The organism is Tepidamorphus sp. 3E244 (genome assembly GCF_046159835.1).
GTDB lineage: Bacteria > Pseudomonadota > Alphaproteobacteria > Rhizobiales > Tepidamorphaceae > JACKJK01.
In genome coordinates this window covers 363,659-389,162 of record NZ_JBJXCY010000002.1, presented here as the reverse complement: position 1 = coordinate 389,162, position 25,504 = coordinate 363,659, and the positions used below count along the sequence as shown (strand labels likewise).

Sequence of the window (25,504 nt, the reverse complement as noted above, 5' to 3'; positions counted from 1 at the left end):
CCATGACCGGCAAGGCGCGACTTATTTTTCCCATCGTGATGGCGTTCATCATGAGCTTCCTGATGTCGGGAATCGTGACGGCGACAAATATCGGGTTGCCGCCGGACTTCCTTTCGCGCTGGATGAGCGCATGGGCGTTCGCGTTTCCGCCGGCCGTCGTCGCGACCCTGCTTGCGCAGGCACCGGCGCGCTACGTGACCGAGCGCATCATCCGGCTCATCGACGGTCCGCGCGAAACCTGACCGTCCGACCTTTGCAACGCGAGGAATGGCGCAATGACACTGGCCGCAAGTCCCACCGAGGCGATCAGCGACTACGAGGAACTCGACATCCTGCCGGCCCGCAACATCGAGGGCCGTCTTGAGGCGGTCTATGCCGCGCTTGCGGACGGATTCGAGACCGGCAGCGTCGACCAGCTCGACCTGACCTACGAGGGCATTCCGAGCGACCGCCACGCGGGCATCACGCGGCCATCCGGCGCACGCGAGCCGTGGTACAAGCGCGGGACCGAGATGCGCAACGAGCGCCAGCTGACGCTGGTTGCCGGCGATGAACTCGACCGCATCGCGGCGGGCATGGGCATCGAGCAGGTGAACCCGCGCTGGATCGGCGCGAACATGGTGATATCCGGCGTCGAGCGACTTTCGATGCTGCCGCCCGGCACGCTGATGTTTTTCGAAGGTGGCGTCACGCTGAAGATCGACGGGCAGAACGCGCCCTGCCGCCTCGCCGGCGGTGCGGTGGCCAAGCGCTATCCCGACCGTGACGGGCTGGGCCTGCTGTTTCCGAAGGTCGCCAAGCGGCTGCGCGGGTTGCTCGCCTGGGTGGAGAAGCCCGGCACGGTGAAGCCCGGCGAAGCCATCAAGATTCGTCTGCCCGAACAGTGGCTCTATCGCTGATATCGCGCCGGAGTCTTGCCCCGCCGAGGCCATGCTGACGCCGGATTGAGCTGATCTTGTGCCGTGCATGGTTGCGCGGTTTTCAGTTCAGGCAGGCCGATCTGCGCGTCTCGCGTTCGCCCTTCTTTGCGTGCTTTTAGGCGCGACCCCGGCCTATGCGGCCTGGTGGGGTGAGCAGTACAGCTGCATATATGTCGGCGATCCGGACTACCTGCCGCGCCGATATGTGCCGTGGCCGTTCTATATTGACGCCCATGTCCTGTGGTCGCCCGAGGGGGCTCTGTGTCATCTGACGCGCGCTGATCGTGGGGATAGCCTTTCTGGCACCTACGACGCGGTCTGCGGTCGGGACGAGGAAGGCGCGCCGCGGCGGCTCAGCCTCGTCCTGAGCGAAGCCGAGCGCGAGCTAACCATGTTGTGGACACCGCTCGCAGAAGGCGGTGACAGCAAGCCCGTCAGGATCGGGCCGCTGCGGCGATGCTTGCTGCAGGGGACGCGTCCATGAAGTTGGTGCGCAGCGCTCTTTCAGTTCTCTTGGCCGTCATGACGGCGACGCCATCCGCTGCGCAAACCGATCTGAACGGTCGCTTCCAGCTGCGCGACATCTACGTGAGGCCTGGAACGGTTGCGTGGGGCAGTGATCACGCTTGCATCGGCCCGTATCTGAACAGCTTGAGCGAGCCACCTCGCAACCGGGTACCAAACCCGTACTATTTCGAGACGGGCTGGATCCACCATGGCAGCGAATCCTGCAAGCTGATCGATATCGAGCCACTCGACCTGCGGACGAGACAAGGCGAATACCTTGCAAACTGCACGTCCGGACCCAATCCGGACTGGGCGCGCCAGTACACGATCCGCATCACGCTTGACGGGGACCAACTGTCGATGATCTGGAAGTCGACGGCCTACAAGGATACCTACCGGGTACGGATCGTGCCGATGAGCCGGTGCAGCCTGAAAGCGGGCGAGGGGAAATTGCCGTGGGAAGCGGACTGAACGAGGGACTGATCGAAGGCCCGGATGGCAAGGCGCGGTGCTTCTGGCACGGCAACCTGCCGGACTATCTCGCCTACCACGACAGCGAGTGGGGCTATCCGGTCGGTGACGACACGCGGCTGTTCGAGAAGATGTGTCTCGAAGGTTTCCAGTCCGGCCTTTCGTGGCTGACAATCCTGCGCAAGCGCGAGAATTTCCGAAAGGCCTTCGCAGGCTTCGACATCTCAAAGGTTGCGGCGTTTGATGAGACAGACATGGCGCGGCTGCTGGATGATGCGGGAATCGTGCGCCATCGCGGCAAAATCGAAGCGGCGATCAACAATGCGCAGGTGGCGCGCGGTGTTCTCGACGAGTACGGATCGTTTGCCGCGTTTCTGTGGCAGTACGAACCATCAGATGCGGACCGCCCCAAGCGCGTCGACAAGGCGACATTGATGGCGAACCCGACGGCCCCGGCCTCTGTCGCCATGAGCAAGGCGTTGAAAAAGCGCGGGTTCCGGTTCGTGGGGCCGACGACCATGTATGCCCTCATGCAGGCCATGGGGATGGTCAACGATCACATCGAGGGATGCTGCGTCCGCGATGATTGCGAGGCCGCGCGCGCGGCTTTCAAGCGTCCGACGAAACGGTAACTTGATTTAAACATAACGATATCTTTATATAGGCATATTCCATGCTGGAGCATGCCCATGGCTTTTGCCGACGACTTGTCCGATGCGCCCCTGAACGAGCCGGTTCTCGCGACCGTGCTCATCGCGCAGGACGGTTCACTGACGAACCTGACCCAGACGCTGAAGGCGGCGGGCGAGGAAACGCGCCTGCGCATCCTGTCGTTGCTGGCAGCGGGCGAGCGCAGCGTCAAGGACCTGACGGACATTCTCAGCCAGAGCCAGCCGCGCATCAGCCGGCATCTCAAGCTGCTGCTGGAAGCCGGTCTCATCGAAAGGCACCGGGAAGGTACATGGGCGTTTTTCCGGCTGTCTGACGGGCAGGGCGGTTCGCTGGCGCGCTCGCTGGTTTCCCGACTCGATGCGAACGACCCTGTCATCGCGCGGGACCGCGTGCGTCTCGACACGGTGCGTTCTTCAAACGGCCAGGTGGCGGCGGAGTATTTCGCAGAGCACGCGGCCGAATGGGATTCGATCCGTTCGCTGCATGCCGACGATGCAGAGATCGAGGCCGCGATGCTGGCGCTGGCGCCGGCGAGCATGGACCTGATGGTTGATCTTGGCACCGGCACCGCGCGGATGCTGGAGCTGTTTTCACGCAAGTACCGCCGCGCCATCGGCATCGACCAGTCGCCGGATATGCTGGCCTATGCACGCAACCGGCTGGACCGGGCCGGCCTTTCGGCAGCGCAGGTGCGGCGCGGTGACATGCTCGATCTTGGATCGGAATTGCGCGGTGCGGATTTCGTCGTCATGCACCAGGTGCTACATTTCCTGGACGATCCGGCAGCCGCCATTCGCGGTGCGATAGACATCCTCGTGCCCGGCGGCATGCTGATGATCGTGGATTTCAAACCGCACGAGCTGGAATTCCTGCGCACCGAGCAGGCGCATCGCCGCCTCGGTTTCTCGACCGCGCAGCTTTCCGGCTGGATCTCGGAGGCCGGCGGCAAGCTGACCGGCTCGGTATCCATCGGTGCGCCCGCGCGCTCGCCCGACCGCAGGCTGAGCGTTGGATTGTGGACCGGCCAGGTGGCCGGCGGAGAGGTTCGCCCGTGAGTGCGTCATCCATTTCGTTCGAGATTTTTCCCCCGCGTGACGACAAGGCGTGGAAGACGCTGCGTCCGGCGATGAAGGAACTGGCCGACTACAACCCGGCCTTCGTGTCCGTCACCTATGGCGCGGGCGGCTCGTCGCGGCCCGCGACTCTGGAAACGTTGAAGTGGCTGACCGGCGAGTCGCGGCTCACCGCCGGCGGGCACCTGACCTGCGTCGGGGCGCCGCGTTCGGAAATCGATGCGGTGGTGAAGGCCTACCGCGAGCTCGACGTGCATCACGTCGTTGCGTTGCGCGGTGACATGCCCGGCGGGCCGGAAGAGGCCTACGTGCCGCATCCGGAGGGCTACGGCTCGACGGCGGACCTCATCCGCGGCATTCGCGAGATCGGCGAATTTGATATCTCCGTTTCGGCCTACCCGGAGAAGCACCCGCATTCGCCGGATTTCGAGACCGATCTCGATGTGCTGGCCGCCAAGGCCGACGCCGGGGCGAATCGCGCCATCACGCAGTTCTTCTTCGACAATGACTATTTCTACCGCTTCCGCGACCGTGTCGCGGCGCGCGGCATCGACATCAATCTCGTGCCGGGCGTGTTGCCCATCGGTGCGTTTCCGCAGGTTTCCAAGTTCGCGGCGCGTTGCCAGTCAACGATCCCGCAACGGGTGGCCGACAAGTTCGACGGGCTGGACCCGAAGTCGGAGATGCACCGCCTCGTGGCGGCAGCCGTCGCGGCGGAACAGGTGGACGACTTGTCGGCCAACGGTGTCGAGGAGTTCCACTTCTACACGCTGAACCAGGCACCGCTGACGATTGCCTGCTGCCGGATGCTGGGTCGACTGCCGAGCCGCGTCACCACGCCGCCGGCGTCGGCGGGGCAGGGTGGCGGGGAACAACTCGCAAGCGCCGGCAACGGCTGACAGGTCCGCCGAGCGCTCATACGACCTCACGAGACTGAACATGACGTCAGAACGGCGGGTGCATGACGCCTGTGTGATTCGTGAGACGCGAGCGGAAGCGCACAGCGCTGTTCGCGCTCGTCTGTTCCGTCGATGGAAATGAGGGTATCGTGTTCCGTCGGCAGGGCCGCGGAGATGAAGAGGTCTGTTGCAGATCGGCGCGTGGCACTCGGAGCCGCTCCCCGGGCGTCACATGCCGTTCATGCGATGCGCTTACAAGGCGCCAACCGCGAATGCTGCAACAATCGCGAACGCGGCGGTCAGGAACATCATGTTCAGGGTCTTGCCGGTTCTCATATGGGCCTCCTGTGGGCGCAGCCCCGGTCGGCTCTAAAGGCCGGACTCTTGTCGCGCGCATTAACGAGTTTACCCGCGAGTTAAGCCTTTCCCAACAAGTTTTGTTCTTGCGCTGCAGCAAACTGTGGACTGCACGCAGGGGCAGGCTCGACGGCTCAGGCGGCCAGCGCGTTCTGCAAAAACTGTGCGGCGGCAAGCGTCTGGCGGTCGCCCAAGGCGGGTCCGACAACCTGCACGCCGAGCGGCAAGGCTTCGCTGGAAAATATCCCCGGCACATTCACGCAGGGCACGCCCATCAGCGTCCACAGCTTGTTGAACGTGGGCGAACCGGTGCTGTTGAGGTCCTTCGGCGCGATGCTGGCCGCACTGGGCGTCAGCAGGACGTCGATGTCGGCCATAGCCGTCATCAGCGCAAGCCGTGCGGCTTTGGCCACGCGGCGGGCGGCATCGTAGCCCTCGGCGGAAATGCCTTCGCCCTCTTCGAGCGTCTCCACCAGCTTCGGGCTGAGCTCATCGCGGCGGTTCATCCACTCCCAAGCGAGCAGGCGAACGGCCTCGTAGTTCTGGATGATGGCGTGGGCATCCGCGGCGCGGGCAAAGATCGACGGCAGGTCGCGTTCCACGACGCGCGCACCGGCTGCAGTGGCGCGCTCGACCGCGAGGTCGATGGCATCCTGCATCTCCGCACAGGCATGTTCCCATTGCGAGGTTCGGCAGACGCCGTAGACCGGCGGCTTCACCTCCGATGGCACGTCGAGCGGGCGGCCGCACAGCTGGCCGGCGAAGAACGCACAGTCAGCCGCCGTGGCGCCGAAGACGCCGACCGTATCCAGCGAGGACGAAAACGGCTTCACGCCGTGAGAGGGGATGAGGCCGAAGGTCGGCTTGTAGCCGCTGATGCCGCAATAGGATGCCGGGCGCACGACCGAGCCTCCCGTCTGCGTGCCGATGGCGAAGGCCAGCATCCCGGAGGCAACCCCGGCCGCGGAACCCGACGAGGAGCCACCCGGCGAGTAGTCCTGGTTCCAGGGGTTTTTCGTGCCGCGCGGCGTGAAATAGGCGAATTCCGTGGTGACCGTCTTGCCGACGACAGCGCCGCCGGCATTGCGCGTCATGGTCACGCAAGGGGCGTCCGCCAGTGTCTGGTTGTCCTGGTAGATCGGCGAGCCGTGGCGGGTCGGGAAGTCCGCTGTGTCGATGATGTCCTTGATGCCGACGGGCAGACCCATCAATGGGCCGTCGGTGCGATGGCCGGTGGTTCTGAAGTCCGCCTCCACGAAGCACTTGAGTGCATCTTCCTTCGCCGCGTGATTTTCGGCGAATTCGGCGAATGCCTCGTGCGGACACTGGTTACCGAGCTTGATGGCTTCCAGCTTTTCCAGCCCGGAAATCGGGGCCGCGAGCGAATCAGGTGCGGTCGTCGTAACCAAGTCAGTCTCCGTCAAAGCGGCCGGGCGAGGGCCAGAGGTCATGCATACAGGCGCAACCGGACGTTACCGTGCGCAAAATCTTACTCCAGCGGGCATTACGTCACGGGTTTTGACATGGCGATAGACCCGGTGCCCTGAAGTGTCAGAACATAGTGAAGTGCATATATATCATTCTTTTCCTGTCTTATCATTTGACATGTCGAATGTCCGCAAACTGCGGGTATGGTTCTTGCGGGGTTGTTGTTTCAATCCCGGAGACCATTTCGTAGAAAAGCGCGCAGCGGGAAACGGTCCGGTCGGGCTTTGCTGCCAGCCTTGTCCGCTGAACGAGGCGCCACATTGGGCGCTCGGCGTCACCCATTGCCGGGCCGCCTGAAAGCCTGAATGGCCGCGATCGAATTGCGGCCCATGCCACGGGATAGACTCACTTCATGCAGCGATATGCGAATGCTCGGGACGCGGTCGACGATTTGCGGCCCGATGTGCCCGTCTACGGGTTCCGGCCCGCCGTCCTGAAACAGGATGCGCAGCGGTTCCTGAAGGCCTTTCCGGGCCGCACGGCCTACGCCGTGAAGACCAATGGCGAGCAGTTCCTGCTGGATTGCCTCGCGGAAGCCGGCATTGAGGCATTCGACGTGGCATCGCCCGCGGAGTTCGCCGCGGCCCGCACGGCCAAGCGAGACGCCGAGCTTCTCTACATGCATCCGGTCAAGGCGCAGTCGGATATCCGGCTGGCGCTGGAGGACTACCGGATCCGGGCCATTGCGCTCGATCACGAAGACGAGGTTGCCAAGGTCCTGCGGATCGTGCGCGCGCTGGATATCGACCCGGCGACGATCACCGTCTTCGTGCGGCTGGCAACGAAGGGGCATGCGGCCTACGAATTGTCGAAGAAGTTCGGCGCGGCACCGGGCCACGCCGCCGAACTCGTCCAGCGCATTTCCAACATCGGTTTCCAGACAGGCCTGTGCTTCCATGTTGGCAGCCAGGTGGCGGATATCGAGAGCTACCGCGACGCGCTGGGCGTGGCGGCGCAGGTGCGCAAGGATGCGGGCGTCGAACTGGCCGCGCTGGATATCGGCGGTGGATTTCCCGCGCCCTATCGCGACGAAGGCAACCGCCGCTCGGCCATCCCCGAGATCGAGACCATGATGCGGCGCATCCTGAAGGCTGTGGACGCGGCGGGCTTTTCCGACGTGCCGCTGATCGCAGAACCCGGTCGCGTCATCGTCGCGCGCTGCCTGTCGGTCATCGTGCGCGTGCTGCTGCGCAAGGGGCGGCGCATCTACATCAATGACGGCATCTGGTCGTCGCTGTCGGATTCGTGGACCGGCAAGATCACGCTGCCGGCGCGGTTCCTTCCGGACCCGGCGCGCAAGCGCCGCCACGGCAAGGATGAACTGGTGCCATTCCGGGTCTGCGGCGCGACCTGCGACAGCGTCGATATCCTGTCGCGCCCCTTCCACCTGCCCGACACCATCGACACCGGCGACTGGATCGAGATCGGCCATATCGGCGCTTACTCGCTGTCGCTGCGCAGCCGTTTCAACGGCTTCTATCCCGACACCTTCGTCGAGATCGAGACGCCGTTCGAGGAGCCACCGGGCGAACGCGGATACGCGACCATCGAGACGATGGGCGACAGCCCGCAGGACCTGCCGGAATTTGACCGGTCTTAATCACGCATTCACCATGTCGAAAGACGGATTGCGGGTGTTGCCGCGCTCTGGAGCGTCGTTAACGCGCGGTTAGTGCGTCCGGTACAAATGCTGGTTTCATGATGCAGCCAGTTCTCCGCAAGTTCGTCGTCGTGCTCACCGCACTGATGGTCACCGCCTGTTCCGGGCCGGGGGTCCATTTCGTGGACACCTACGCGCCATGGCGCAAGGACACCGAGCTTGCCTGCCTGCGGGCGGGGCTTTCCTACACCACGGCCTACGGCACCATGGAGCCGGAACTCGACGGGCCGAAGTCGTGCGGCTCTATCCGCCCGGTGAAGGTGACCCATGCCGGGTTCGGCATCGTTGAGATGAAGCCTGCCGCACTGGTGCGTTGCCCGATGGTTCCGGCAATCGACGACTGGGTGCGCCTGAGCGTGCTGCCGGCGGCGCGCCGCTACTTCGGGCAGGATGTTGTCGCCGTTGACAATTACGGCACCTATTCCTGCCGCCCGCGCAACAACCGGCGTGGCGGCAAGCTGTCCGAACATGGCTTTGCAAACGCCATCGACATTTCCGGCTTCCGACTTGCCGATGGAACGCGCATCAACGTGAAGAATGACTGGAAAGGCGGTTCGCGCGAGCGCGAGTTCCTGCGCGCCGTCTATGGCGACGCCTGCAACCACTTCTCCACGACGCTGGGGCCGGACACCAATGCCGCCCACCGCGACCATTTCCATTTCGACCTCGCCCGATACGGCAAGGACGGACTTGGCAAGGTCTGCCGCTAGGTCGCGGTTTCCGTCGGCTTTCGGGATTTCTTCCGTTTCGGGACCTTGTCGGCCTTGCGCGCTGCGGCGTCGTCGCCGGGCAATGCCAGCTTCAATGCCCGTTCGAAGGAATAGACGCGCACTGGCTCCGCCTTGCCGCGCAACGACACCTCGCGTGCGTGCTCGTCTCCCACGGTCAATCCAGCTGCCTGGCGTGTCGCCTCGGTGAAGACGAGCTGTGCGGCGAGTTCCTTGCTTGCAGATTCCACGCGGCTGGCGGTGTTCACCGTGTCGCCGAGCGCTGAAATGCGGTTGCCCGCGTCGTGGTTGCGGGCAGCGCCGATGCGGCCCAGCACGGCAGGACCGGTGTCGAGCCCGATGCCGATGCGCAAGGGCTCGTCGAGCTGGCCGCTCAGCGAATGGTTCAGGCCTTCCAGAATGCCGCTCATGGCGCGCGCCGCCTTCAGGGCCTCCAATGCGCCACTGCCGGGCTCGCCATTCATGCCGAAGATCGCCATCAACCCGTCGCCCATGAACTTGTCGACATAGCCGCCCTCATCGATCACCGCCTCGCTCATGCGCCCGAGATACATGTTGAGGATAAAGACGATGTCGTAGGCGAGGCTGTGCTCGGTTAGCTTGGTGAAGCCGCGAATGTCGGTGAACATGATGGTGACGTTGCGCTCCACGCCCCAGCGGAACGCATCTGGCCGGGCTGCCTCGTCAACGAGCGCGCGCTGAGCCGGCAGCAAGGGCGCGACTGTCAGGTCGCTCGCCGGGCGAAGCTGACAGGCGAGGCGCACGTTGCCCGCAGCGCCAACGCGGCGCAGCACGCGGGCCTCCGTCTCGCCGGGCGGGGGCAGGGAATCCGCGCCCTCGACGATGCGCACGCGGCAAGTGGAGCAGCGCCCGCGCCCGCCGCAGATGGAGGCGTGGGGGATGCCGTAGGCGTGGCTCATTTCCAGCAATGTCGGGCCGTGGTGGCAGGTGACCGTCGGACCGTCGACATAGGAAATGCGCACACGCGGATGGAAGCGCCCGTACCAGTCGCGCGCCATGCGGAAGGCGACGAGCGCCAGCAGCAGGCCTGCGTAGCTCCACAGCGCCACGTCCATCAGCACGTAGGCGTCGGCGACGTTCGCCTGCGTCATGGGTGATGAGAACGTGTAGTGCTGGCGCACCTCGCGCCCGCCGACCGCAAAGCCCGCGAAGGACAGCACCGGAAGCATGGCCGCCGACATGCCCAGCACCGGTTGCCAGCGCGGGTACCACGGCTTCATCCGCAGCCAGACGTGCATCCCAATGATGCCGTGCACCCAGACGAGCAGGATCAGCAGCGCCTGCCGCAACGCTTCCCCCGGCCACATGGCGAAGAGCGCGTAGATGTAGTCGTCATCGACGCCGTAGAGCTCGTGAACGATGCGCGTGCCGATGACGTGGCGAAACAGCAGCAGCGGGATCAGCAGGCCGAAGGCCAGTTGCAGCAACTCGCCGAAGCGGATGCGCCATGTCTGCCGCTGCAGGAACTTGGTGATGCCGAGCACCATGTGGATGAGCGCGGAGGCCAGCAGGATGCCGGTGCCGAGCCACGAGCGCGTGAACCAGATGCGCACGTCGCGTACCTCTTCCATCGTCGCGATGGAGACGAGACCGAGCGCGTGGTTGGCCAGATGCGTGGCGACAAAGGCAAACAGCACCAGCCCGGTTGCGATGCGCAGGCGCTGTTTCGAGATGCCGGAAAACCAACGCCTTATGCGTTGAGGGGGCGTGGTGGTTGGGCTTGCTGCGTCCATTGGCGGGACACTAGCGCAAGGGTTTGCCGGCGGGTAGCAGCAAGACAGTCAGGTGCTTCACGGTTTCGCGCGCCGACCGTTATTGACACGGGCATGCAATCGGCTCGACGATGGCGGTGCGGGGATCGACGCGGTCTCCCCAACACAGGCTTTATGCCCAAGCATCGCGCAGGCTCCTGATTGACGGGAGATGCGGTCGCATGCCTGAGGTTCTGCCGACCTCCACATCCATTTCTGCCGATGACCTGTTCCGATTGATCGGGACGGGACATGCCCCTCTGGTGATCGACGTCTGCTTGCCAGACGATTTCGCCGAGGACCCGCGACGGATCCCCTCCAGCATTACCATTCCTTTCGCGGACGCTGCGGACGGCCACATCCATGATCCGGGAGGCCGCCGCGTGGTCGTTGCCTGCCACAAGGGAAAGAAGCTGAGCGAGGGCGTCGCCGCGCATCTGCGGCATCGCGGCATTCCGGCATGCACGCTGCAGGGCGGGCGGGTCGGCTGGGCGGCGGCTGACCTGCCGATGGTCCCGGCCGGCATCGTTCCGCCGCCCCGGGCCGATGGATCAACGCTGTGGGTCACGCGGGCCCGGCCGAAGATCGACGGCGTGGCTTGTCCCTGGCTGATCCGCAGGTTTGTCGACCCGCATGCTGTCGTCCTCTTCGTTGCGCCCGAAGAGGTGCTCGGCGTCGCCGAACGGTTCGGCGCAACGCCCTTCGACATAGAGAACGTGGCCTTCAGCCGTCGCGGCGAGGGCTCCACCTTCGACACGATGATCGATGCGTTCGCTCTCACGACGCCGGCGCTGCGTTGTCTCGCCCGTATCGTGCGCGGTGCAGACACCGCACGGCTGGAGACGGTACCGGAAGCAGCCGGGCTGCTGGCGTTTTCACTCGGCCTGTCGCACAGGTTTCACGACGATATCGAACAGACGGAAAGCGGGTTGGCGTTGTATGATGCGCTCTACCTGTGGTGCCGCGATGGTCGCGGTGAAACGCACAACTGGCCATCCAAGGCGGCAGGCGCATGACCGACACGACACAACGGAGCGTTCCCGCCCCGAGCTTCTCCGAGGCGCTCGCGGCCTGGGCGAAGATCGGTCTGCTATCCTTCGGCGGACCGGCGGGACAGATCGCGCTCATGCACCGGGTGGTGGTGGACGAGAAGCGCTGGATTTCCGAGCCGCGATTCCTGCATGCGCTCAACTTCTGCATGCTGCTGCCCGGGCCGGAAGCGATGCAGCTTGCGACTTATGTCGGCTGGCTGCTGCATGGCTGGCGCGGCGGCATCGCGGCGGGCGCGCTGTTCATTATCCCCGGCTTCTTCGTGATCCTCGCGCTGGCGCTCGCCTACGCGCTGTTTCAGGACACCGCCTTCATTCCCGTACTGTTCTTCGGGCTGAAGGCTGCGGTTCTGGCGATTGTCGTGCAGGCGCTGATGAAGATTGCCTCGCGCGCGCTGAAGATCCCGCTGTCGTGGCTTCTGGCCGGGGCGGCCTTCATCGCCATCTACGTCTTCTCGGTGCCGTTCCCGCTCATTGTTCTGGCGGCGGCGCTTATCGGGTTCTTCCTGTCGGACCTGTTTCCGAAAAAGCCGGTGGACGAGGATGAGCAGGCATCCCCCGTGCAACCAAGCTTCGCGCGCGGCGTGCGGTTGATCGTCCTGTTCGGCGCGCTGTGGGCTGCTCCCGTCCTGCTGGCGGGGCTGGCGCTCGGCTTCGACAGCGTCTTCGTGCCGCTGTCGGCCTTCATGTCGAAGATGGCGGTGGTCACCTTCGGCGGTGCCTATGCCGTGCTTGCCTACGTGGCGCAGCAGGCGGTGGAAACCTACGCCTGGCTCAACCCCGGCGAGATGCTGGACGGGCTGGCGCTTGCCGAGACCACGCCGGGTCCGCTGGTGCTGGTGCTGACCTTCGTCGGGTCGCTGGCTGGCTTCCGCGATGCCGGGGCGTTGCCTCCTGTCGGCGGGGCGGTGCTTGGCGCATTCCTCACCACGTGGGTCACGTTCATTCCCTGCTTCCTGTGGATATTCCTCGGCGCGCCGTACATGGAGCGACTGCGCGCCAACCAACGCCTGTCGGCGGCACTGTCCGCGATCACCGCCGCCGTGGTCGGCGTGGTCCTGAACCTTGCCGTCTGGTTCGCGGTCCACGCGCTGTTCGCCCGCGTCGGCACGATGGAGGCCGGGCCTGTCGACATGTCGTGGCCGGACCTTTCAAGCCTCAATGTGTGGATGCTGGCGCTTTCGGTATTCGCCTTCGTGCTCGTCTTCTGGCTGCGCACCGGCATGGCGGTCACGTTGCTGGTCTGCGGGGTGGCCGGTGTCGTGGTAAAGCTGTCGGGCCTTGCCTGACAGGGGCGAAACGCAATCACGAAGCCGTGAGTCCGGGCTTACATGCCGGCTGCGCGCCATATTTATCGGTGCATATCGAACAGCATGATTGCGAGCGCCGATGCCACTCAAGTGCATCCGGCGACCGACCGACAGGACAAGTGAAATGAACCGCACGCTCAAGACACGCCGACATGTCCTCGCCACAGGCGCGACTGCTGTCGGTGCGCTGCTCACGGCCCGCACCGGCCTGCTGCTGCCCGCGCAGGCAGCCGGACTAGCGCCCACCCCGACCATGCGCGGCGGTGCCAACAACTACCATCCCGGCGCGCCGGTCATGGAGCGCATCGGTGGTGGCGGCTTCATGATGACGGGCACCGTGCGCCGTGCTGGCGATGGCGCGCCGCTTCCCGGCATGCGCATCCAGATCTGGGCCCACACGACCGAGGGCAACGAGCGCGACCAGCGCAGCCACGGCGCGACGCTGACGGCTGCGGACGGCACCTTCCAGATGGACATGCCGCAGATCGTTCCGACCTTCGGCCAGCCGCACGGTCATCTGGCATATGACGCCGAACAGGACGAAGCGTTTGGCGGGGGAACGTTTGAGACCGTTTTCCTTCGCCCGGTCATGTCCAGTGCCAGCGAAACGACGCTGCACGCGGACTTCGTCCTTCAGCCCGCCTGAGCATCGTGGAGATATCGTCCGGCAGTCGATGGCGCGGCCTGCTGATCTGGGCCGCGCTGGCGCTTGTCATCGGCGTGCCGTTCGTCATCGCGGCGGCCAGCCCGCTGATGGCGTGGCGGCAGCCTGTCTATATCGCGGCCAGCCTTGCGGGCGTTGTCGCCATCTCGCTCGTACTCGTCCAGCCGCTTCTTGCCGGTGGGTATCTTCCCGGCCTGCCGCTGCTCAAGGGGCGGCGCGTTCATCGTTTCGTCGGCGCAGGCCTCGTGACTGCCGTCTTTGTGCATGTCGCGGGGCTCTGGATCACCAGCCCGCCTGACGTCATCGACGCGCTGACCTTCACCTCGCCGACGCCGTTCTCCGCATGGGGCGTCATCGCCATGTGGGCGGTGTTCGCTGCCGCCGCGCTCGCGGCACTGCGCCAACGGCTGCGGATCCGCCCCGGTATCTGGCGGCTCGCGCATACGGCTTTCGCGATTATCATCGCGGTCGGCAGTGTCATCCATGCCTGGCTGATCCAGGGCACGATGGGCACCATTTCCAAGGCGGTGATCTGTGCTGCCGTCATCGCGGCAATGGCCAGGGCGGTGCTCGATCTGCGCCGTTGGGCCGTCCCGACACGGCGTCGACAGCCCGCCCGTCGCTGACGGGCCGGATCACCGAAGCAACCTGAAAAATACGCCATGGCCGACCCGGAACCTTGGTCACGGATTCCCGTTCATCGATGCGTCGACCTTTGCGGCGTGACTCAAGGCATCGGCACTTGGCCGGGGGAGTTCGTCGGTGGCAGACATCGTCGGGTCGCACGCGCCCATCATCGCGCTGGGCATTCTCGCAATCCTCTTCGTCGCATTCGCATGGGAACGCTACCCGCCGGAGGTGGTGGCGGCAGGCGCCGCAGCGCTCTTCATCGTTCTCGGACTGATCCCGAGCGAGGAGGTCATGGCCTCGTTCTCCAACCCGGCCCCGATCACCATCGGCGCGATGTTTGTCGTCTCCGGCGCGCTGGTGCGCACCGGCCTGCTGGATGCGTTGGCGAACTTCATCGTGGAGCAGGCGACCAACCGCCCGGTTCTCGCGGTGTCAGTCTTCCTGCTGGCGACGATCACCGCCTCGGCATTCATGAACAACACGCCGGTGGTGCTGGTTCTCATCCCCATCATCATCAAGCTGGCGCAGAACCTCGACATCGCGCCGACGCGGATGCTGATCCCGCTCTCCTATCTCTCCATCCTCGGCGGTACTTGCACGCTGATCGGCACGTCGACCAACATCCTCGTCGACGGTATCGCCCGGCAGAACGGGCTCGAGGCCTTCTCGATCTTCGAGATCGCGCCGGTCGGCATCTTTACCGTGGTGGTCGGCGGGCTGACCTTGCTGCTGCTCGGACGCTTTCTGCTGCCCGACCGCCGGCAGGAAGGTGTGGGCACCGACAACGGCGACAGCGACTACCTGTCGGAGGTTCTGGTGCGCCCGTCTTTCAAGGGCGTGGACCAGCCTCTGGGCGAACTGTCTGAATTCCAGCAGCCGGGACTGCGCGTCACCGGCGTGCGGCGCGGCGGCGTCATCGAGCGCAGCGAACTGGACGAACGGGTGCTTGCCAAGGGCGACGTGCTGATCGTACTGGCGACAACGTCGGAACTGCTGACGCTAGCCGAGATTCCCGGATTGCGTGTCGGCCTGCGACAGGTCATGGAGCCGGACCCGGAAGCCGACCTGCGCATCGCGGAGGCGATCGTCACCCCGTCACGCAACCACACCGGCACGCGCATCGCCGACCTCGCGCTTGGACGTCGTGCCGGGGTTCGGGTGCTCGGTGCGCACCGTGCCAACCACATCGCGGGATCGGACCTGTCGAGCGTGCGGCTGCGCCCGTCCGACAAGCTGCTGCTGGAAGGGACGTCCGAAGGGTTCGAAGAGCTGGCGCGGTCCGGCGACGTGGTTTCGATCACCCAACCGGTGGCGCGCGCCTATCGCCGTCACCACGCGCCGTTGGCCGTTGGCGTGCTCATCGGCATCGTTGCACTCGCCGCCCTTGATGTGATGCCCGTCGGATTGCTGGCGCTGGTCGGCGTTGCGCTGATCCTGCTGACGCGCTGCATCGACAGCGACGAGGCGTGGCAGTCCATCGACGGATCGATTCTTGTGCTGATCTTCTCGATGCTCATCATCGGGGCCGGGCTGCAGGCGACGGGCGCGGTGGAACTGCTGGTGACGGCAATCGCACCGTACTTCCAGGGCATGCCGCCCTTCGTCACGCTGCTGGTGGTCTATTTCATCGCGTCGGTGCTGACCGAGATCGTCACCAACAACGCAGTGGCCGTCGTGCTGACCCCCGTCGTCATCTCGCTTGCAACGCAAATCGGAGTAGATCCGCGGCCCTTCGCGGTTGCCGTGATGTTTGCCGCGAGCGCCAGCTTCGCCACCCCAATTGGCTACCAGACCAACACGCTGGTCTATGGCGCGGGCAACTACCGCTTCACGGACTTCTTGAAGATCGGCATCCCGATGAACGTTATCGTCGGACTGGCCTCGGTCTTCGCGATCAGCTGGTTCTTCCCGCTGTGAGGCGCGGTGCGTCAGATCATTCCGGCGGCAGGCAGACGCCCTCGTAACCACGACCGATCGTGGTGCCCATGCGCGAGGGGCGCGTGGGCGGTCGGCAGGCGACCACCGTCAATCCGTTGAGGTTGGAGGGCAGGGACGACAGCCGCGCGTCGCCGGGTTCGAACGCGGCGGTTTCGCCGGGTGCAATCGTCTTCGTCTGCGAACAAACCGCAGGGTTCACCTCGCCGGGCAAACACATCCCGACCGTGATCGGCTCATCGCAGGTGTTGGTGACCGAGCGCGGCTGTACCTCGCCCAGCATGCCGCTGGTGCACTGGTTCACGTCGGGCCGCAGCGACGAGCGCTGGTACGCGCCGGTCGCATAAAAGAGCGCACTCGGCAGAAGGGCTGCGATGAAGACGCCCGCTGCCAGCCCGGTCCACCATTTGACGCGCGGCTTGCCGCTTGGCTTGTTGCCGAGCGCCAGCAGGAAAATGACGATCAGCGCGCCGATGAATACCTGGTCGAACGAGATGAAAGGCAGGGCAGGCAGACCCGGCGTCGCGCCCCATGCGGTTGCGAATATTCGGATTGTCCACGGGACGACAAATGCGCCGGCGACGCCTGCCAGGAACAGCTTCCACAGCGCCAGCCGCGGCATGCCGGCGCGCGCGCGCAGCACGATGACGAGCGTTGCGGTCACGATGCCGCTGAACACGGCACCGGGAAGAAACTCTGGCATATGCATCAGGTCATTCATTCTTGCGGGGTTTCTCCCGAAGGCTTCGACGTCAGCAGGTTCTCTTTTTCATCCGGGCTGGCGGTCGCTTCCGCCTCGCGCAAGGCGGCTTCGTCCTCGTTCTCAAGCCCGCCCTCGGCATCCAAGACGCTGGCTTCTTCCTTGTCGAGGGTTTCCGGCTTCTCCGGGGATGCAGATTTGTCCGGGAGGCTCTTTGGTTCGCCCACGATGGGGACGCCTTGCGGGAAAATGACCTCGCGCGCCTCGTCGGGCAGCGATATCCCGCCATTGAGCAGCGCCTGCTTCGTCTGCCGCATGAGGGCGGATTTCAGCTTCACCGGCGAATAGATCTCGCTGTCAAACCAGAAGAACACCCGCAGATTGACGGTCGAGGCCGCGAGTTGGTCGACGACCACGAAAGGGGCGGGTTCGTCGCGCACGGCGGGATGCTCGCTCAGCGTCTGTTCGATGATCTTCTGCGCCTGGCCGGTCGGATCATCGTAACCGATGCCGACGATGAAATCCGTGCGCCGGCTTGGATTCGTGCTGTAGTTGGTGATGACGCTCTTGAAGACGGTGGCATTGGGAATCTGGATGTGGTTGCCGTCAACGGTCAGCAGCACGGTTGTGCGCGTGTTGAGGTTCTTGACGATGCCCTCGTATTCGCCGAGCCGGATGAGATCGCCCGCGCGGAACGGGTTGCGCGCGCTCAGCAGCAGGCTTGCAAGGAAGTTCTCCGCGATGTCGCGGAAGGCAAAGCCCAGCGCGATGCCGATGAGGCCGGTGCCGCCCAGCAGCGTCAGCGCCAGCCGCGTCAGCCCGGATATCTGCAGGATGAGGTAAAGCCCGAGGATGAAGACCGGGACCGCGAAGGCGCGCGCCACGACCGTAAGCAGCAGCGGCGAGGAAATGCGGTCCTTGAGCGACCACCGCGCCACGTAGGACACCAGCCGGGCGAACTGCCACGCGGCGACGAGAATGACGATCGACAGCAGAAGCGTCGGCAGTGCGCGCTGAACGCGCGTGGCGAAACTCGAGAACTCCTCCCAGGCGGGTGTGAAGTCCCAGTTCACGTCCGGGTCGATGGTGATGCGATTGACGACCGCGATCACGCCCTCGGTCTTGGCCGCGACGCTGCCGGCCCATTCGCGGTAGCGCTCGGTCTGCGCGGAGCCGTCCAGCAGGGCGATGCCTTCGGTGACCTCGACGGACAGGTTTCGGAACCAGCCGCTGGCCCGGAAAATCCGCCGCAGCCGCGCTGCAATCTCTTCGTCGCCCGCGCTCTGGCGAAGCTCGACCTTCTCCGCAGGCGTCGAGACAGCCTCCTCCGCCGAACCGTTCGCGGTCTGGGCGGTGGCCTTCGATACCGGCAACAGGCAGGCAAAGCCGACCGCCAGCGCAACACCAGGGGGGCGAACGTCACCTGCCTCGACCTGAACTCACCGGCCATACGATTCATGACTGTTCCTCAAGCATTTGCGCGCGAGGATGGGTCATACATCGGATTTGGCCGCGCCGGAAACGAACAAAGCAAAGCGCGCCCTGGGAAACGGGCGCGCCGGCTGCCGGATCGTGCGGTCTTACTTGATGTCGACGAGTTCGACGTCGAAATTCAGCGCCTTGCCGGCCAGCGGGTGGTTGGCATCGAGGACGACCTTCTCGTCGGTCGATTCCACGACGACGACCGTCAGCGGCTCGCCTTTCTGCGTCTGCACCTGAAGCTGGGTGCCCGGATCTGTGGAGATGTGATCGGGGATGTTGGCGCGGTCGATGGCCTGCACGCGCTCGGGTACATGCTGGCCGTAGGCGGCATCCGGCTCGACGCGCACGGAGCGCTTTTCGCCGACTTCCATGCCGGTTACGCCTTCATCGAGCCCGGGGATGATCTGGCCCGCGCCAAGCTCGAAGGTCAGCGGGTCGCGCCCTTCGGAACTGTCGAATACGGTGCCGTCGTCCAGCGAGCCCTTGTAGTGAAGATGCAGCGTGTCGCCCGGTTTTGCCTGGGTCAAGGGAATGTCCTTTCGGGGAGGAATGACTTTCGCCGGGCGCGCTATCGACGCGCGAACAAGCCCGGCGGCTCAGCGACAAGGCTTGCAAGGATGGGCGGGGATGTCAAAGAGGGGTGGGAATTTCGCGTGGCTTTTGGCTGCGATCGCAACCATGCAGCCCTCGTGATCTCACGCGCTCAGAGCGTGTGGATGACAAATTTCGCGTCGACGAGACCTGCGAGGCTTGCTCGCTGACGGACTAGCCGGCCTTCTTGGCGGCGGCCTTCTTTGCCGGGGCCTTGGGCTTGGCAGCAGCCTTGGGCTTGGCAGCGGCCTTGGCGGGTGCAGCCTTGGCCGTCGCGGCCTTCTTGCGGGACTTGACCGTCTTGGTGGCGGCAGCGGCGATTTGCGCCGCGCGCTCTTCCTGTGCCTCGCGCTTCTCGCGGGCAATGCGCAGCCGCTCGGTCTTCGCTTCGCGGCTGCCGGTTTCGGCGTCGATGATGGCCTGGGACGTGCGGTCGGTAATATCCAGCTTGGTTTCGGCCCGTGATTTGCCGGGTCCCGGGGTGATCGTGGACATCTTCCTCTCCTTCACGCTTCAGTCAGTTAAAGCGGTGCCGGGCGAATACCCGGCGCCAGGTCAGCGACCGACGCGCGGCTTGCGCTTGGGTCCGGGCAGCAGGCCTTCGCGCTGCGCCATCTTGCGGGCAGCCTTGCGGTTGCGGCGGACGGCCTCGGCCTTCTGGCGCGCACGCTTTTCGGACGGCTTCTCGTAGGCGCGGCGCGCCTTCATCTCGCGGAACACACCTTCGCGCTGAAGCTTCTTCTTCAGGACGCGCATGGCCTGATCGATATTGTTGTCGCGGACGATGACCTGCATCTTCTCTCCTAGTTCGTATGGCCCGCCTTCGGCGGGTTCAGGCCGTCTTGGCCCTGTGATTGTCGTGCCAGCGAGAGGCTGGCGTGTTCGGCGCGGCGCCCGTTGCCGGTTCCCAAGATCGGGTCCGAGCATCTGTTCGCTTGAGCAAGCTGCAGAGCTGACGCGGTCCGTAGCCTTGCGACCATGATTCTCTCCGGTTTGGCGCAGCTGCGCCGGTGCCGGAGGGCCGCAAAGTCTGGAAATCGACAGGCGTCAGTCGTGAAAAAGGCGCCAAACATGCCGAAACGGCTAAAAAGGCAGTGCTCTGAACATAGCGGGCCGGGCGGCAATAAACAAGGCAGGCCGGGCGAGAGCCGCCCTGCCGCTTGTCTGCCAGCCGTCGAAGTCCTCAGGCCTTGCCGTATCCGCCGCCCGTCGGCGTGATGACCGTGACGGCCTCACCGGCTTCCAGAACCGTCTGGTTGCAGCCGCCGAAATCTTCCTCTGTCCCGTCCTTGCGGCGCAGGAGCGTGCGGCCCGTCAGGCCGTTTTCGCCGCCTTCCAGCCCCGGCGGGGGCACGTGGCGGTGGGAGGAGAGGATGGCGCAGTCCATGGTCTCGCGGAACCGGAGCGTACGGATCGTGCCGTCTCCCGCGTGCCACTTCCCCTTGCCGCCGGTGCCCTCGCGGATGTGGAAATCCTCCAGCACGACGGGGAAGCGGAATTCCAGCACTTCCGGGTCGGTCAGGCGGGCATTGGTCATGTGGGTGTGGACACCGTCCGTGCCGTTGAAGCCGGGGCCGGCCGACGAGCCGGAACAGATCGTCTCGTAGTACTGGTACTCGTCGTTGCCGAAGGTCAGGTTGTTCATGGTCCCCTGTGCCGCCGACATGGCGCCCAGCGCGCACAGCAGACAGTTGGTGACGTGCTGGCTTGTCTCGACGTTGCCGGCGACGACGGCGGCCGGGTAGGTGGGCTTCAGCATCGTGCCTTCGGGGATGATGATCTTGATGGGGCGCAGGCACCCGGCGTTCATCGGGATATCGCCGTCGACCATCACGCGGAAGCAATAGAGCACGGCTGCGCGGGCGACCGGCTCGGGAGCATTGAAGTTCGTCGGTTGCACCTCGCTGGTGCCGGTGAAGTCGACGGTTGCCTCGCGCTTTTCCTTGTTCACGGTGATCTTCACCTTGATGACCGCGCCCTGGTCCGTCGGGTACTCGAACTCAGAGTCCGAGAGGGCCTCGATCACCCGGCGCACGCTTTCGGCCGCGTTGTCCTGCACGTGGCCCATATAGGCCTTCACGACGTCCAGCCCGAAGAGCTTCACCATTTTGCGCAACTCCTGCACGCCCTTGGAGTTGGCGGCGAGCTGGGCCTTCAGGTCGGCGACGTTCTGGTGGACATTGCGCACCGGGTAGGGGTGGTCGGTCACCAGTTCAACGAGGGCCTCCTCGCGGAAGTCACCCTTGTCGACGAGCTTGAAGTTGTCGATGAGCACGCCTTCTTCGTCCACCGTGGTGGCAAGTGGCGTCATCGAGCCGGGGGCGGACCCGCCAACGTCGGCATGGTGGCCGCGCGATGCGACCCAGAACAGGATCTCCTTTTCGGCATCATCAAATACCGGCGTGCAGACGGTGATGTCCGGCAGGTGCGTGCCGCCGTTGTAGGGCGCGTTCAGCATGAACGAGTCACCCGGCGATATCGCGCCTTCGTTGAGGCGGATGATCGTCTCCACCGAGCGGTCCATGGAACCGAGGTGCACCGGCATGTGCGGCGCGTTGGCAACCAGCGATGAATCCGCCTGGAAGACGGCGCAGGAGAAGTCCAGCCGCTCCTTGATGTTGACGGAGTAGGCGGTGTTCTGGAGCGCGACGCCCATCTGCTCGGCGATGGACATGAAGAGGTTGTTGAACACCTCCAGCATGACCGGGTCGGCGTAGGTGCCCAGCGCGTCCTCGCGGGACTTCTTCTCCACGCGGCGAATGACGAGATGGTCCTTCGGCGTGATCTGCGCCTGCCAGCCCGGTTCGATGACGACGGTCTGGTGATCTTCCACGAGGATGGCAGGACCGTTCAGCGTCTGGCCCGGAGAAACATCGGCGCGGCGGTAGATATCGGCCTCGTGCCACGCACCATCGGAGAAGAAGCGCGTCGTGTCGGCGGGTTTGGCCTCGGCATCGGTGGTATCCATGTCGCGCTCGTCGCGCCCCGAAACGCTTGAATCCCAGCCTTCGACCTCGACGGTTTCGACGACGACGTCGCGTTCCGGCGAGGTGAAGCCGAACAGCGTCTTGTGCTCATGTTCGAAGTCGGCGCGCGCTTCGTCCATGTCGCGGGTCGCGAAGCGCACCGGAATGGTGGTGTCGGTGCCGTCGTAGCGCAGGTGCAGGACGGGGCAGTGGGCAGTGTTGTCGTCGCTCACGCCCTGCGCGGCCAGCAGGTCGAAGACTTCGCCCTGCAACTCGTCGATCAGCGCGTTGAGCTCGGCCTCGTTCTCTGTCCCGAGCGGCTTGGTCATCGCCTTGGATCGCGAGGCATAGATTGTCGCCAGCCCCATGCCGTAGGCCGAAAGCAGGCCCGAGAAGGGGTGGATGTGGATCGTCTCCATGCCGAGCGTGTCGGCGATGGCGCAGGCGTGCTGGCCGCCCGCTCCGCCGAAGGAGGAGAGTGCGTAGCGCGTCACGTCATAGCCGCGCTGGACGGAGATCTTCTTGATGGCGTTCGCCATGTTCTCCACCGCGATGCGCAGGTAGCCGTCGGCGATCTCCTCGACGCTGCGGTCATCGCCGATGCGCTGGCGTAGCTCCTCGAACTTCTCGCGCACGATTGCTTCGTCCAGCGCCTCGTCCTGTCCGGGGCCGAAGATCGCGGGGAAGAACGCGGACTTGAGCTTGCCGGTCATCACGTTGGCGTCGGTCACGGTCAGCGGTCCGCCGCGCCGGTAGCAGGCCGGACCGGGATCTGCGCCCGCCGACTGCGGACCTGCCTGGAAGCGGTCCTGGTCGTAGCGCAGGATCGAGCCGCCGCCGGCTGCGACCGTGTGAATGCGCATCATGGGCGCACGCACGCGCACGCCCGCGACCTCGGTGTCGAAGGCGCGTTCATAGTCGCCGTCATAGTGGGAGACGTCGGTGGACGTGCCGCCCATGTCGAAGCCGATGATCTTCTGGAACCCGGCCATGTTGGCGGTTTCCGCCGCGCCGACCACGCCGCCTGCTGGGCCGGACAGGATCGCGTCCTTGCCTTGGAACAGGTCGGCCGCCGTCAGCCCGCCCGACGACATCATGAACATCAGGCGCGGCCGCTCGGAGGCATCATCCGCATCGGCGTTCAGTTCGCCCGCGATGCGCTCCACGTAGCGGCGCAGGATCGGCGAGAGATAGGCATCGACCACGGTCGTGTCGCCGCGCCCGACGAGCTTCATCAGCGGGGAGACCTCGTGGGAGACGGAGACCTGCGTGAAGCCGATCTTGCGGGCGATCTCCGCAACGGCCTTTTCGTGCTCGGTGTAGCGATAGGCGTGCATGAAGACGATGGCGACGGCGCGAATGCCGTCATCGAAGGCGGCCCGCATTCCGGCTTCCGCCTGCGCACGGTCGAGGTCCTTCTCGACCGTGCCATCGGCCAGCACGCGCTCGTCGACCTCGTGCACGGTCTCGAACAGCATGTCCGGCTTGATGATTTCCTTGGCGAAGATATGCGGGCGGGCCTGGTAGCCGATCTTCAGCGCATCGCGGAAACCGCGCGTGGTGACCAGAAGCGTGCGGTCGCCCTTGCGCTCCAGCAGCGCGTTGGTGGCAACCGTGGTGCCCATCTTCACCGCGCCGATGGAGCCGGACGGTATCTTCTCACCATCCTTTGCGCCGATCAGCCGGCGGATGCCTTCGATGGCCGCGTCGTCATAGGCGCCGGGGTTCTCGGACAGCAGCTTGGCGGCATGAAGCGCACCATCGGGGTCGCGTGCCACGATGTCGGTGAACGTGCCGCCACGGTCGATCCAGAAATCCCATTTGCCGGTCATGTCGTCTTCTTGTCCTTGTCTTTTCAGGGCGTGTTGCCGCCGACACTAAGGCCTGTGCGTTTCGGCGGGCAAGGTGGGGGAGGCGGCGTCACACCGACGCGGGCGCGCCGCCCGAGAAACACGATGACGACAACAGCACTGGCGAACAGCAGCGTCTCGGCATCGAGCGGCTCGCCGAGCAGCAGTGCCGCAACGGCGAGGCTGACGAAGGTCTGCAGCAATTGCACCTGCGAGACGCGCGAAACGCCGCCCATCGCAAGGCCGGCATTCCAGGCGAAGAAGCCCAGGAACATCGAGAACAGCGAAACGTATCCAAAGCCGGTCCACGCAGAGAGCGGGACGGACGAGAGATCGGCGGGTGCATTGAAGAGCGCGACCGGCAGCGTCACCGGAAACAGGAAGACAAGCTGCCACGAGATGACTTGCCAGCCGCGCATGTGGCGACTGAGGCGGCCAGCGATGGTGTATCCGGTGGACGCGCAGGCCACCGCTGCAAGCAGCAGCATGTCGTGCAGGTGCGGCGTGAACCCGCCCTTGCGGACGGCGTAGCCGACGACGGCCAGCGCGCCGAGGGCTGCCCAGAACCAGAATGCCGGGCTTGGGCGCTCGCGCAGGATGATGGCGGCTGCCACGACCGTTGCCAGCGGCAGGATGCCGATGACGATGGCCCCGTGGATGGCAGGGACATATTCCAATGCCATCGTGATGAAGAGGGGGAAGCCCAGCACCAGCAGCACGCCGGAGGCGAGCAGGGGCACGATGTCCTCGCGGCGCGGGCGCGGGGACCGGGTGACGAGCAGCGTCGCGGTGGCAAGACAGGCTGCGACGGATGCCCGCCCGAGCGCCAGGAACCAGGGCGACAGGTCGTGGATCGCGAGTTTGGTGAAGGGAATCGTCCCACCGAAGATGACGACGCCGAGGAAGCCCAGGGCATAGCCTGCCAGTTCGCGCCTGCGCGCCGGGTCCGCGCCTTCCGCGCTGCTGAAACGGGCTTGTGTCATGGCTGGGTTGCCTTGAGCGAAAACGGGCCGTGGGGCGCTGGTCGCGGCGCGGATTGGCGGTTATGTTCGCGACATGACCCCTTCCCGAACCGTTTCGCAAGGCGATCCGTCTTCGCGACCGGCTGCATTGCGTTTGCTGCATTTCATCGGCTCGCCGTTCGTCGCGGCGTGGCGCGCCGTGACGCGGCTGTTTGCCGGGAGTGCGGAGGAACGCTTCTCGTCCGCCGTCATCGCGCTGTCGGCCAAGATGGCCAAGGCCGATGGCGTCGCCACGCAGGGCGAGTTCAACGCATTCCGGCAGGTCTTCGCCTTCAGCGAGGACCAGTTGCCGCGCGTGCGCGCGCTTTATGACCTGGCGAAGAAGGATGCCGCCGGGTTTGACGCCTATGCGCGCCGCATCGCGACCGACTTCAAGGGTCAGGAGGACCTGCTGGAAGACGTGCTGGACGGTCTGTTCCATGTCGCAAAGGCGGACGGTGCCGTGCATGAAGACGAGCGGCTTCAGCTGGAAGTCATCTCGGAGATTTTCGGCTTCAGCGACCAGCAGTTCGAGGCGATCCTCGCGCGGCACGTCGATGATGGAAAGCGCGACCCTTACCGCGCGCTCGGCGTCAGCCGCGATGCGAGCGACGCGGAGATCAAGTCGCACTATCGCAAGCTCGTCGCGCAGAACCATCCCGACAAGCTGATCGCGCGCGGCCTGCCGGAGGAGATGATCGCCATCGCCAATGACCGGCTGGCCGCCATCAATGCGGCCTACGAGCGCGTGTCGCGGGCGCGCGGGCTTTAGGGGCAGG

The 25,504-nt window shown here is 65.1% G+C and carries 23 protein-coding genes; 14 read left to right on the top strand and 9 right to left on the bottom strand.

Features of this window, described 5'->3' with window-relative positions:
• The first annotated feature begins 2 nt into the window (after positions 1–2).
• The 6 genes from ACKTEK_RS10665 (at position 3) to metF (ending at position 4,542) form a co-directional block, all read left to right on the top strand.
• The gene (locus ACKTEK_RS10665; protein WP_409165273.1) at positions 3–242 is read left to right on the top strand and encodes a DUF2798 domain-containing protein; all 240 of its coding nucleotides are present in this window, start codon (positions 3–5) and stop codon (positions 240–242) included.
• Between the two features lie 33 nt (positions 243–275).
• Positions 276–899 (top strand): MOSC domain-containing protein, encoded by a 624-nt coding sequence (locus tag ACKTEK_RS10660; RefSeq protein WP_409165272.1) that lies wholly within the window; start codon positions 276–278, stop codon positions 897–899.
• 501 nt (positions 900–1,400) lie between these two features.
• Positions 1,401–1,898, top strand: coding sequence for a hypothetical protein (locus tag ACKTEK_RS10655; RefSeq protein ID WP_409165271.1), 498 nt, complete (start codon positions 1,401–1,403; stop codon positions 1,896–1,898).
• Positions 1,883–2,530 carry a DNA-3-methyladenine glycosylase I gene (locus ACKTEK_RS10650; RefSeq protein WP_409165270.1) on the top strand — a complete coding sequence of 216 codons (648 nt, stop codon included), beginning with the start codon at positions 1,883–1,885 and terminating at the stop codon, positions 2,528–2,530. Before ACKTEK_RS10655 ends, ACKTEK_RS10650 begins: the two co-directional genes overlap by 16 nt.
• Positions 2,531–2,587: 57 nt before the next feature.
• Positions 2,588–3,625 carry an ArsR/SmtB family transcription factor gene (locus ACKTEK_RS10645; protein WP_409165269.1) on the top strand — a complete coding sequence of 346 codons (1,038 nt, stop codon included), beginning with the start codon at positions 2,588–2,590 and terminating at the stop codon, positions 3,623–3,625.
• Entirely contained in the window at positions 3,622–4,542 is a 921-nt protein-coding gene (gene metF, locus ACKTEK_RS10640) for a methylenetetrahydrofolate reductase [NAD(P)H] (RefSeq protein ID WP_409165268.1), read from the top strand. Before ACKTEK_RS10645 ends, metF begins: the two co-directional genes overlap by 4 nt.
• A 491-nt stretch (positions 4,543–5,033) precedes the next feature.
• Here the strand turns inward: metF and ACKTEK_RS10635 are convergent, their stop codons facing one another.
• Positions 5,034–6,308 carry an amidase gene (locus tag ACKTEK_RS10635; RefSeq protein WP_409165267.1) on the bottom strand — a complete coding sequence of 425 codons (1,275 nt, stop codon included), beginning with the start codon at positions 6,306–6,308 and terminating at the stop codon, positions 5,034–5,036.
• Positions 6,309–6,739: 431 nt separating this feature from the next.
• Between ACKTEK_RS10635 and ACKTEK_RS10630 the strand changes: the two genes are divergently transcribed.
• Together ACKTEK_RS10630 and ACKTEK_RS10625 are read left to right on the top strand one after the other, a co-directional pair.
• A complete protein-coding gene (locus ACKTEK_RS10630; RefSeq protein WP_409165266.1) occupies positions 6,740–7,987 on the top strand; it encodes an ornithine decarboxylase in 1,248 nt (415 codons plus the stop codon).
• 101 nt (positions 7,988–8,088) lie between these two features.
• Positions 8,089–8,757 (top strand): extensin family protein, encoded by a 669-nt coding sequence (locus ACKTEK_RS10625; RefSeq protein WP_409165265.1) that lies wholly within the window; start codon positions 8,089–8,091, stop codon positions 8,755–8,757.
• Here ACKTEK_RS10625 and ACKTEK_RS10620 read toward each other — a convergent pair.
• On the bottom strand, positions 8,754–10,529 hold the full coding sequence (locus ACKTEK_RS10620) for an adenylate/guanylate cyclase domain-containing protein (RefSeq protein WP_409165264.1): 1,776 nt from the start codon (positions 10,527–10,529) through the stop codon (positions 8,754–8,756). The genes ACKTEK_RS10625 and ACKTEK_RS10620 overlap by 4 nt on opposite strands.
• A gap of 200 nt (positions 10,530–10,729) precedes the next feature.
• Between ACKTEK_RS10620 and ACKTEK_RS10615 the strand changes: the two genes are divergently transcribed.
• The 5 genes from ACKTEK_RS10615 (at position 10,730) to ACKTEK_RS10595 (ending at position 16,117) form a co-directional block, all read left to right on the top strand.
• On the top strand, positions 10,730–11,563 hold the full coding sequence (locus ACKTEK_RS10615) for a chromate resistance protein ChrB domain-containing protein (RefSeq protein ID WP_409165263.1): 834 nt from the start codon (positions 10,730–10,732) through the stop codon (positions 11,561–11,563).
• Positions 11,560–12,885 carry a chromate efflux transporter gene (chrA, locus tag ACKTEK_RS10610; protein WP_409165262.1) on the top strand — a complete coding sequence of 442 codons (1,326 nt, stop codon included), beginning with the start codon at positions 11,560–11,562 and terminating at the stop codon, positions 12,883–12,885. The genes ACKTEK_RS10615 and chrA overlap by 4 nt, the downstream gene beginning before the upstream one ends.
• A gap of 145 nt (positions 12,886–13,030) precedes the next feature.
• A complete protein-coding gene (locus ACKTEK_RS10605; protein WP_409165261.1) occupies positions 13,031–13,552 on the top strand; it encodes a twin-arginine translocation pathway signal in 522 nt (173 codons plus the stop codon).
• Positions 13,553–13,557: 5 nt separating this feature from the next.
• A complete protein-coding gene (locus ACKTEK_RS10600; RefSeq protein WP_409165260.1) occupies positions 13,558–14,196 on the top strand; it encodes a ferric reductase-like transmembrane domain-containing protein in 639 nt (212 codons plus the stop codon).
• A 136-nt stretch (positions 14,197–14,332) separates the two neighbouring features.
• Complete coding sequence (locus tag ACKTEK_RS10595) at positions 14,333–16,117, top strand: SLC13 family permease (protein ID WP_409165259.1); 1,785 nt, start codon at positions 14,333–14,335, stop codon at positions 16,115–16,117.
• Positions 16,118–16,133: 16 nt separating this feature from the next.
• Here ACKTEK_RS10595 and ACKTEK_RS10590 read toward each other — a convergent pair whose 3' ends face one another.
• The 7 genes from ACKTEK_RS10590 to ACKTEK_RS10560 all read right to left on the bottom strand — a co-directional run bounded on the left by ACKTEK_RS10590 (position 16,134) and on the right by ACKTEK_RS10560 (position 24,707).
• Entirely contained in the window at positions 16,134–16,838 is a 705-nt protein-coding gene (locus ACKTEK_RS10590; RefSeq protein WP_409165258.1) for a hypothetical protein, read from the bottom strand.
• A gap of 14 nt (positions 16,839–16,852) precedes the next feature.
• Entirely contained in the window at positions 16,853–18,208 is a 1,356-nt protein-coding gene (locus tag ACKTEK_RS10585) for a mechanosensitive ion channel domain-containing protein (RefSeq protein ID WP_409165257.1), read from the bottom strand.
• Positions 18,209–18,415: 207 nt separating this feature from the next.
• Positions 18,416–18,844: a peptidylprolyl isomerase gene (locus ACKTEK_RS10580; protein WP_409165256.1), complete on the bottom strand. Its 429-nt coding sequence runs from the start codon at positions 18,842–18,844 to the stop codon at positions 18,416–18,418.
• A 238-nt stretch (positions 18,845–19,082) separates the two neighbouring features.
• Complete coding sequence (locus ACKTEK_RS10575; RefSeq protein WP_409165255.1) at positions 19,083–19,403, bottom strand: hypothetical protein; 321 nt, start codon at positions 19,401–19,403, stop codon at positions 19,083–19,085.
• A 60-nt stretch (positions 19,404–19,463) separates the two neighbouring features.
• On the bottom strand, positions 19,464–19,703 hold the full coding sequence (rpsU, locus tag ACKTEK_RS10570) for a 30S ribosomal protein S21 (RefSeq protein ID WP_409165254.1): 240 nt from the start codon (positions 19,701–19,703) through the stop codon (positions 19,464–19,466).
• 388 nt (positions 19,704–20,091) lie between these two features.
• Positions 20,092–23,706, bottom strand: a complete 3,615-nt coding sequence (locus tag ACKTEK_RS10565) for a hydantoinase B/oxoprolinase family protein (RefSeq protein WP_409165253.1) — start codon at positions 23,704–23,706, stop codon at positions 20,092–20,094.
• A gap of 23 nt (positions 23,707–23,729) precedes the next feature.
• Complete coding sequence (locus tag ACKTEK_RS10560) at positions 23,730–24,707, bottom strand: DMT family transporter (protein WP_409165252.1); 978 nt, start codon at positions 24,705–24,707, stop codon at positions 23,730–23,732.
• Positions 24,708–24,780: 73 nt separating this feature from the next.
• Here ACKTEK_RS10560 and ACKTEK_RS10555 point away from each other — a divergent pair, with 73 nt between their 5' ends.
• Positions 24,781–25,497: a TerB family tellurite resistance protein gene (locus ACKTEK_RS10555; protein WP_409165251.1), complete on the top strand. Its 717-nt coding sequence runs from the start codon at positions 24,781–24,783 to the stop codon at positions 25,495–25,497.
• The last annotated feature ends 7 nt before the right edge of the window (positions 25,498–25,504 follow it).

Bases quoted from the DNA above. Each gene is read 5' to 3' on its own strand.
- ACKTEK_RS10555 (WP_409165251.1), top strand. From the start codon at position 24,781: ATGACCCCTTCCCGAACCGTTTCGCAAGGCGATCCGTCTTCGCGACCG.
- ACKTEK_RS10605 (WP_409165261.1), top strand. From the start codon at position 13,031: ATGAACCGCACGCTCAAGACACGCCGACATGTCCTCGCCACAGGCGCG.
- ACKTEK_RS10625 (WP_409165265.1), top strand. From the start codon at position 8,089: ATGCAGCCAGTTCTCCGCAAGTTCGTCGTCGTGCTCACCGCACTGATG.
- ACKTEK_RS10655 (WP_409165271.1), top strand. From the start codon at position 1,401: ATGAAGTTGGTGCGCAGCGCTCTTTCAGTTCTCTTGGCCGTCATGACG.
- ACKTEK_RS10645 (WP_409165269.1), top strand. From the start codon at position 2,588: ATGGCTTTTGCCGACGACTTGTCCGATGCGCCCCTGAACGAGCCGGTT.
- ACKTEK_RS10665 (WP_409165273.1), top strand. From the start codon at position 3: ATGACCGGCAAGGCGCGACTTATTTTTCCCATCGTGATGGCGTTCATC.
- chrA (WP_409165262.1), top strand. From the start codon at position 11,560: ATGACCGACACGACACAACGGAGCGTTCCCGCCCCGAGCTTCTCCGAG.
- ACKTEK_RS10660 (WP_409165272.1), top strand. From the start codon at position 276: ATGACACTGGCCGCAAGTCCCACCGAGGCGATCAGCGACTACGAGGAA.
- ACKTEK_RS10560 (WP_409165252.1), bottom strand. From the start codon at position 24,707: ATGACACAAGCCCGTTTCAGCAGCGCGGAAGGCGCGGACCCGGCGCGC.
- ACKTEK_RS10575 (WP_409165255.1), bottom strand. From the start codon at position 19,403: ATGTCCACGATCACCCCGGGACCCGGCAAATCACGGGCCGAAACCAAG.
- ACKTEK_RS10630 (WP_409165266.1), top strand. From the start codon at position 6,740: ATGCAGCGATATGCGAATGCTCGGGACGCGGTCGACGATTTGCGGCCC.
- ACKTEK_RS10565 (WP_409165253.1), bottom strand. From the start codon at position 23,706: ATGACCGGCAAATGGGATTTCTGGATCGACCGTGGCGGCACGTTCACC.
- ACKTEK_RS10620 (WP_409165264.1), bottom strand. From the start codon at position 10,529: ATGGACGCAGCAAGCCCAACCACCACGCCCCCTCAACGCATAAGGCGT.
- ACKTEK_RS10615 (WP_409165263.1), top strand. From the start codon at position 10,730: ATGCCTGAGGTTCTGCCGACCTCCACATCCATTTCTGCCGATGACCTG.
- ACKTEK_RS10590 (WP_409165258.1), bottom strand. From the start codon at position 16,838: ATGCCAGAGTTTCTTCCCGGTGCCGTGTTCAGCGGCATCGTGACCGCA.
- rpsU (WP_409165254.1), bottom strand. From the start codon at position 19,703: ATGCAGGTCATCGTCCGCGACAACAATATCGATCAGGCCATGCGCGTC.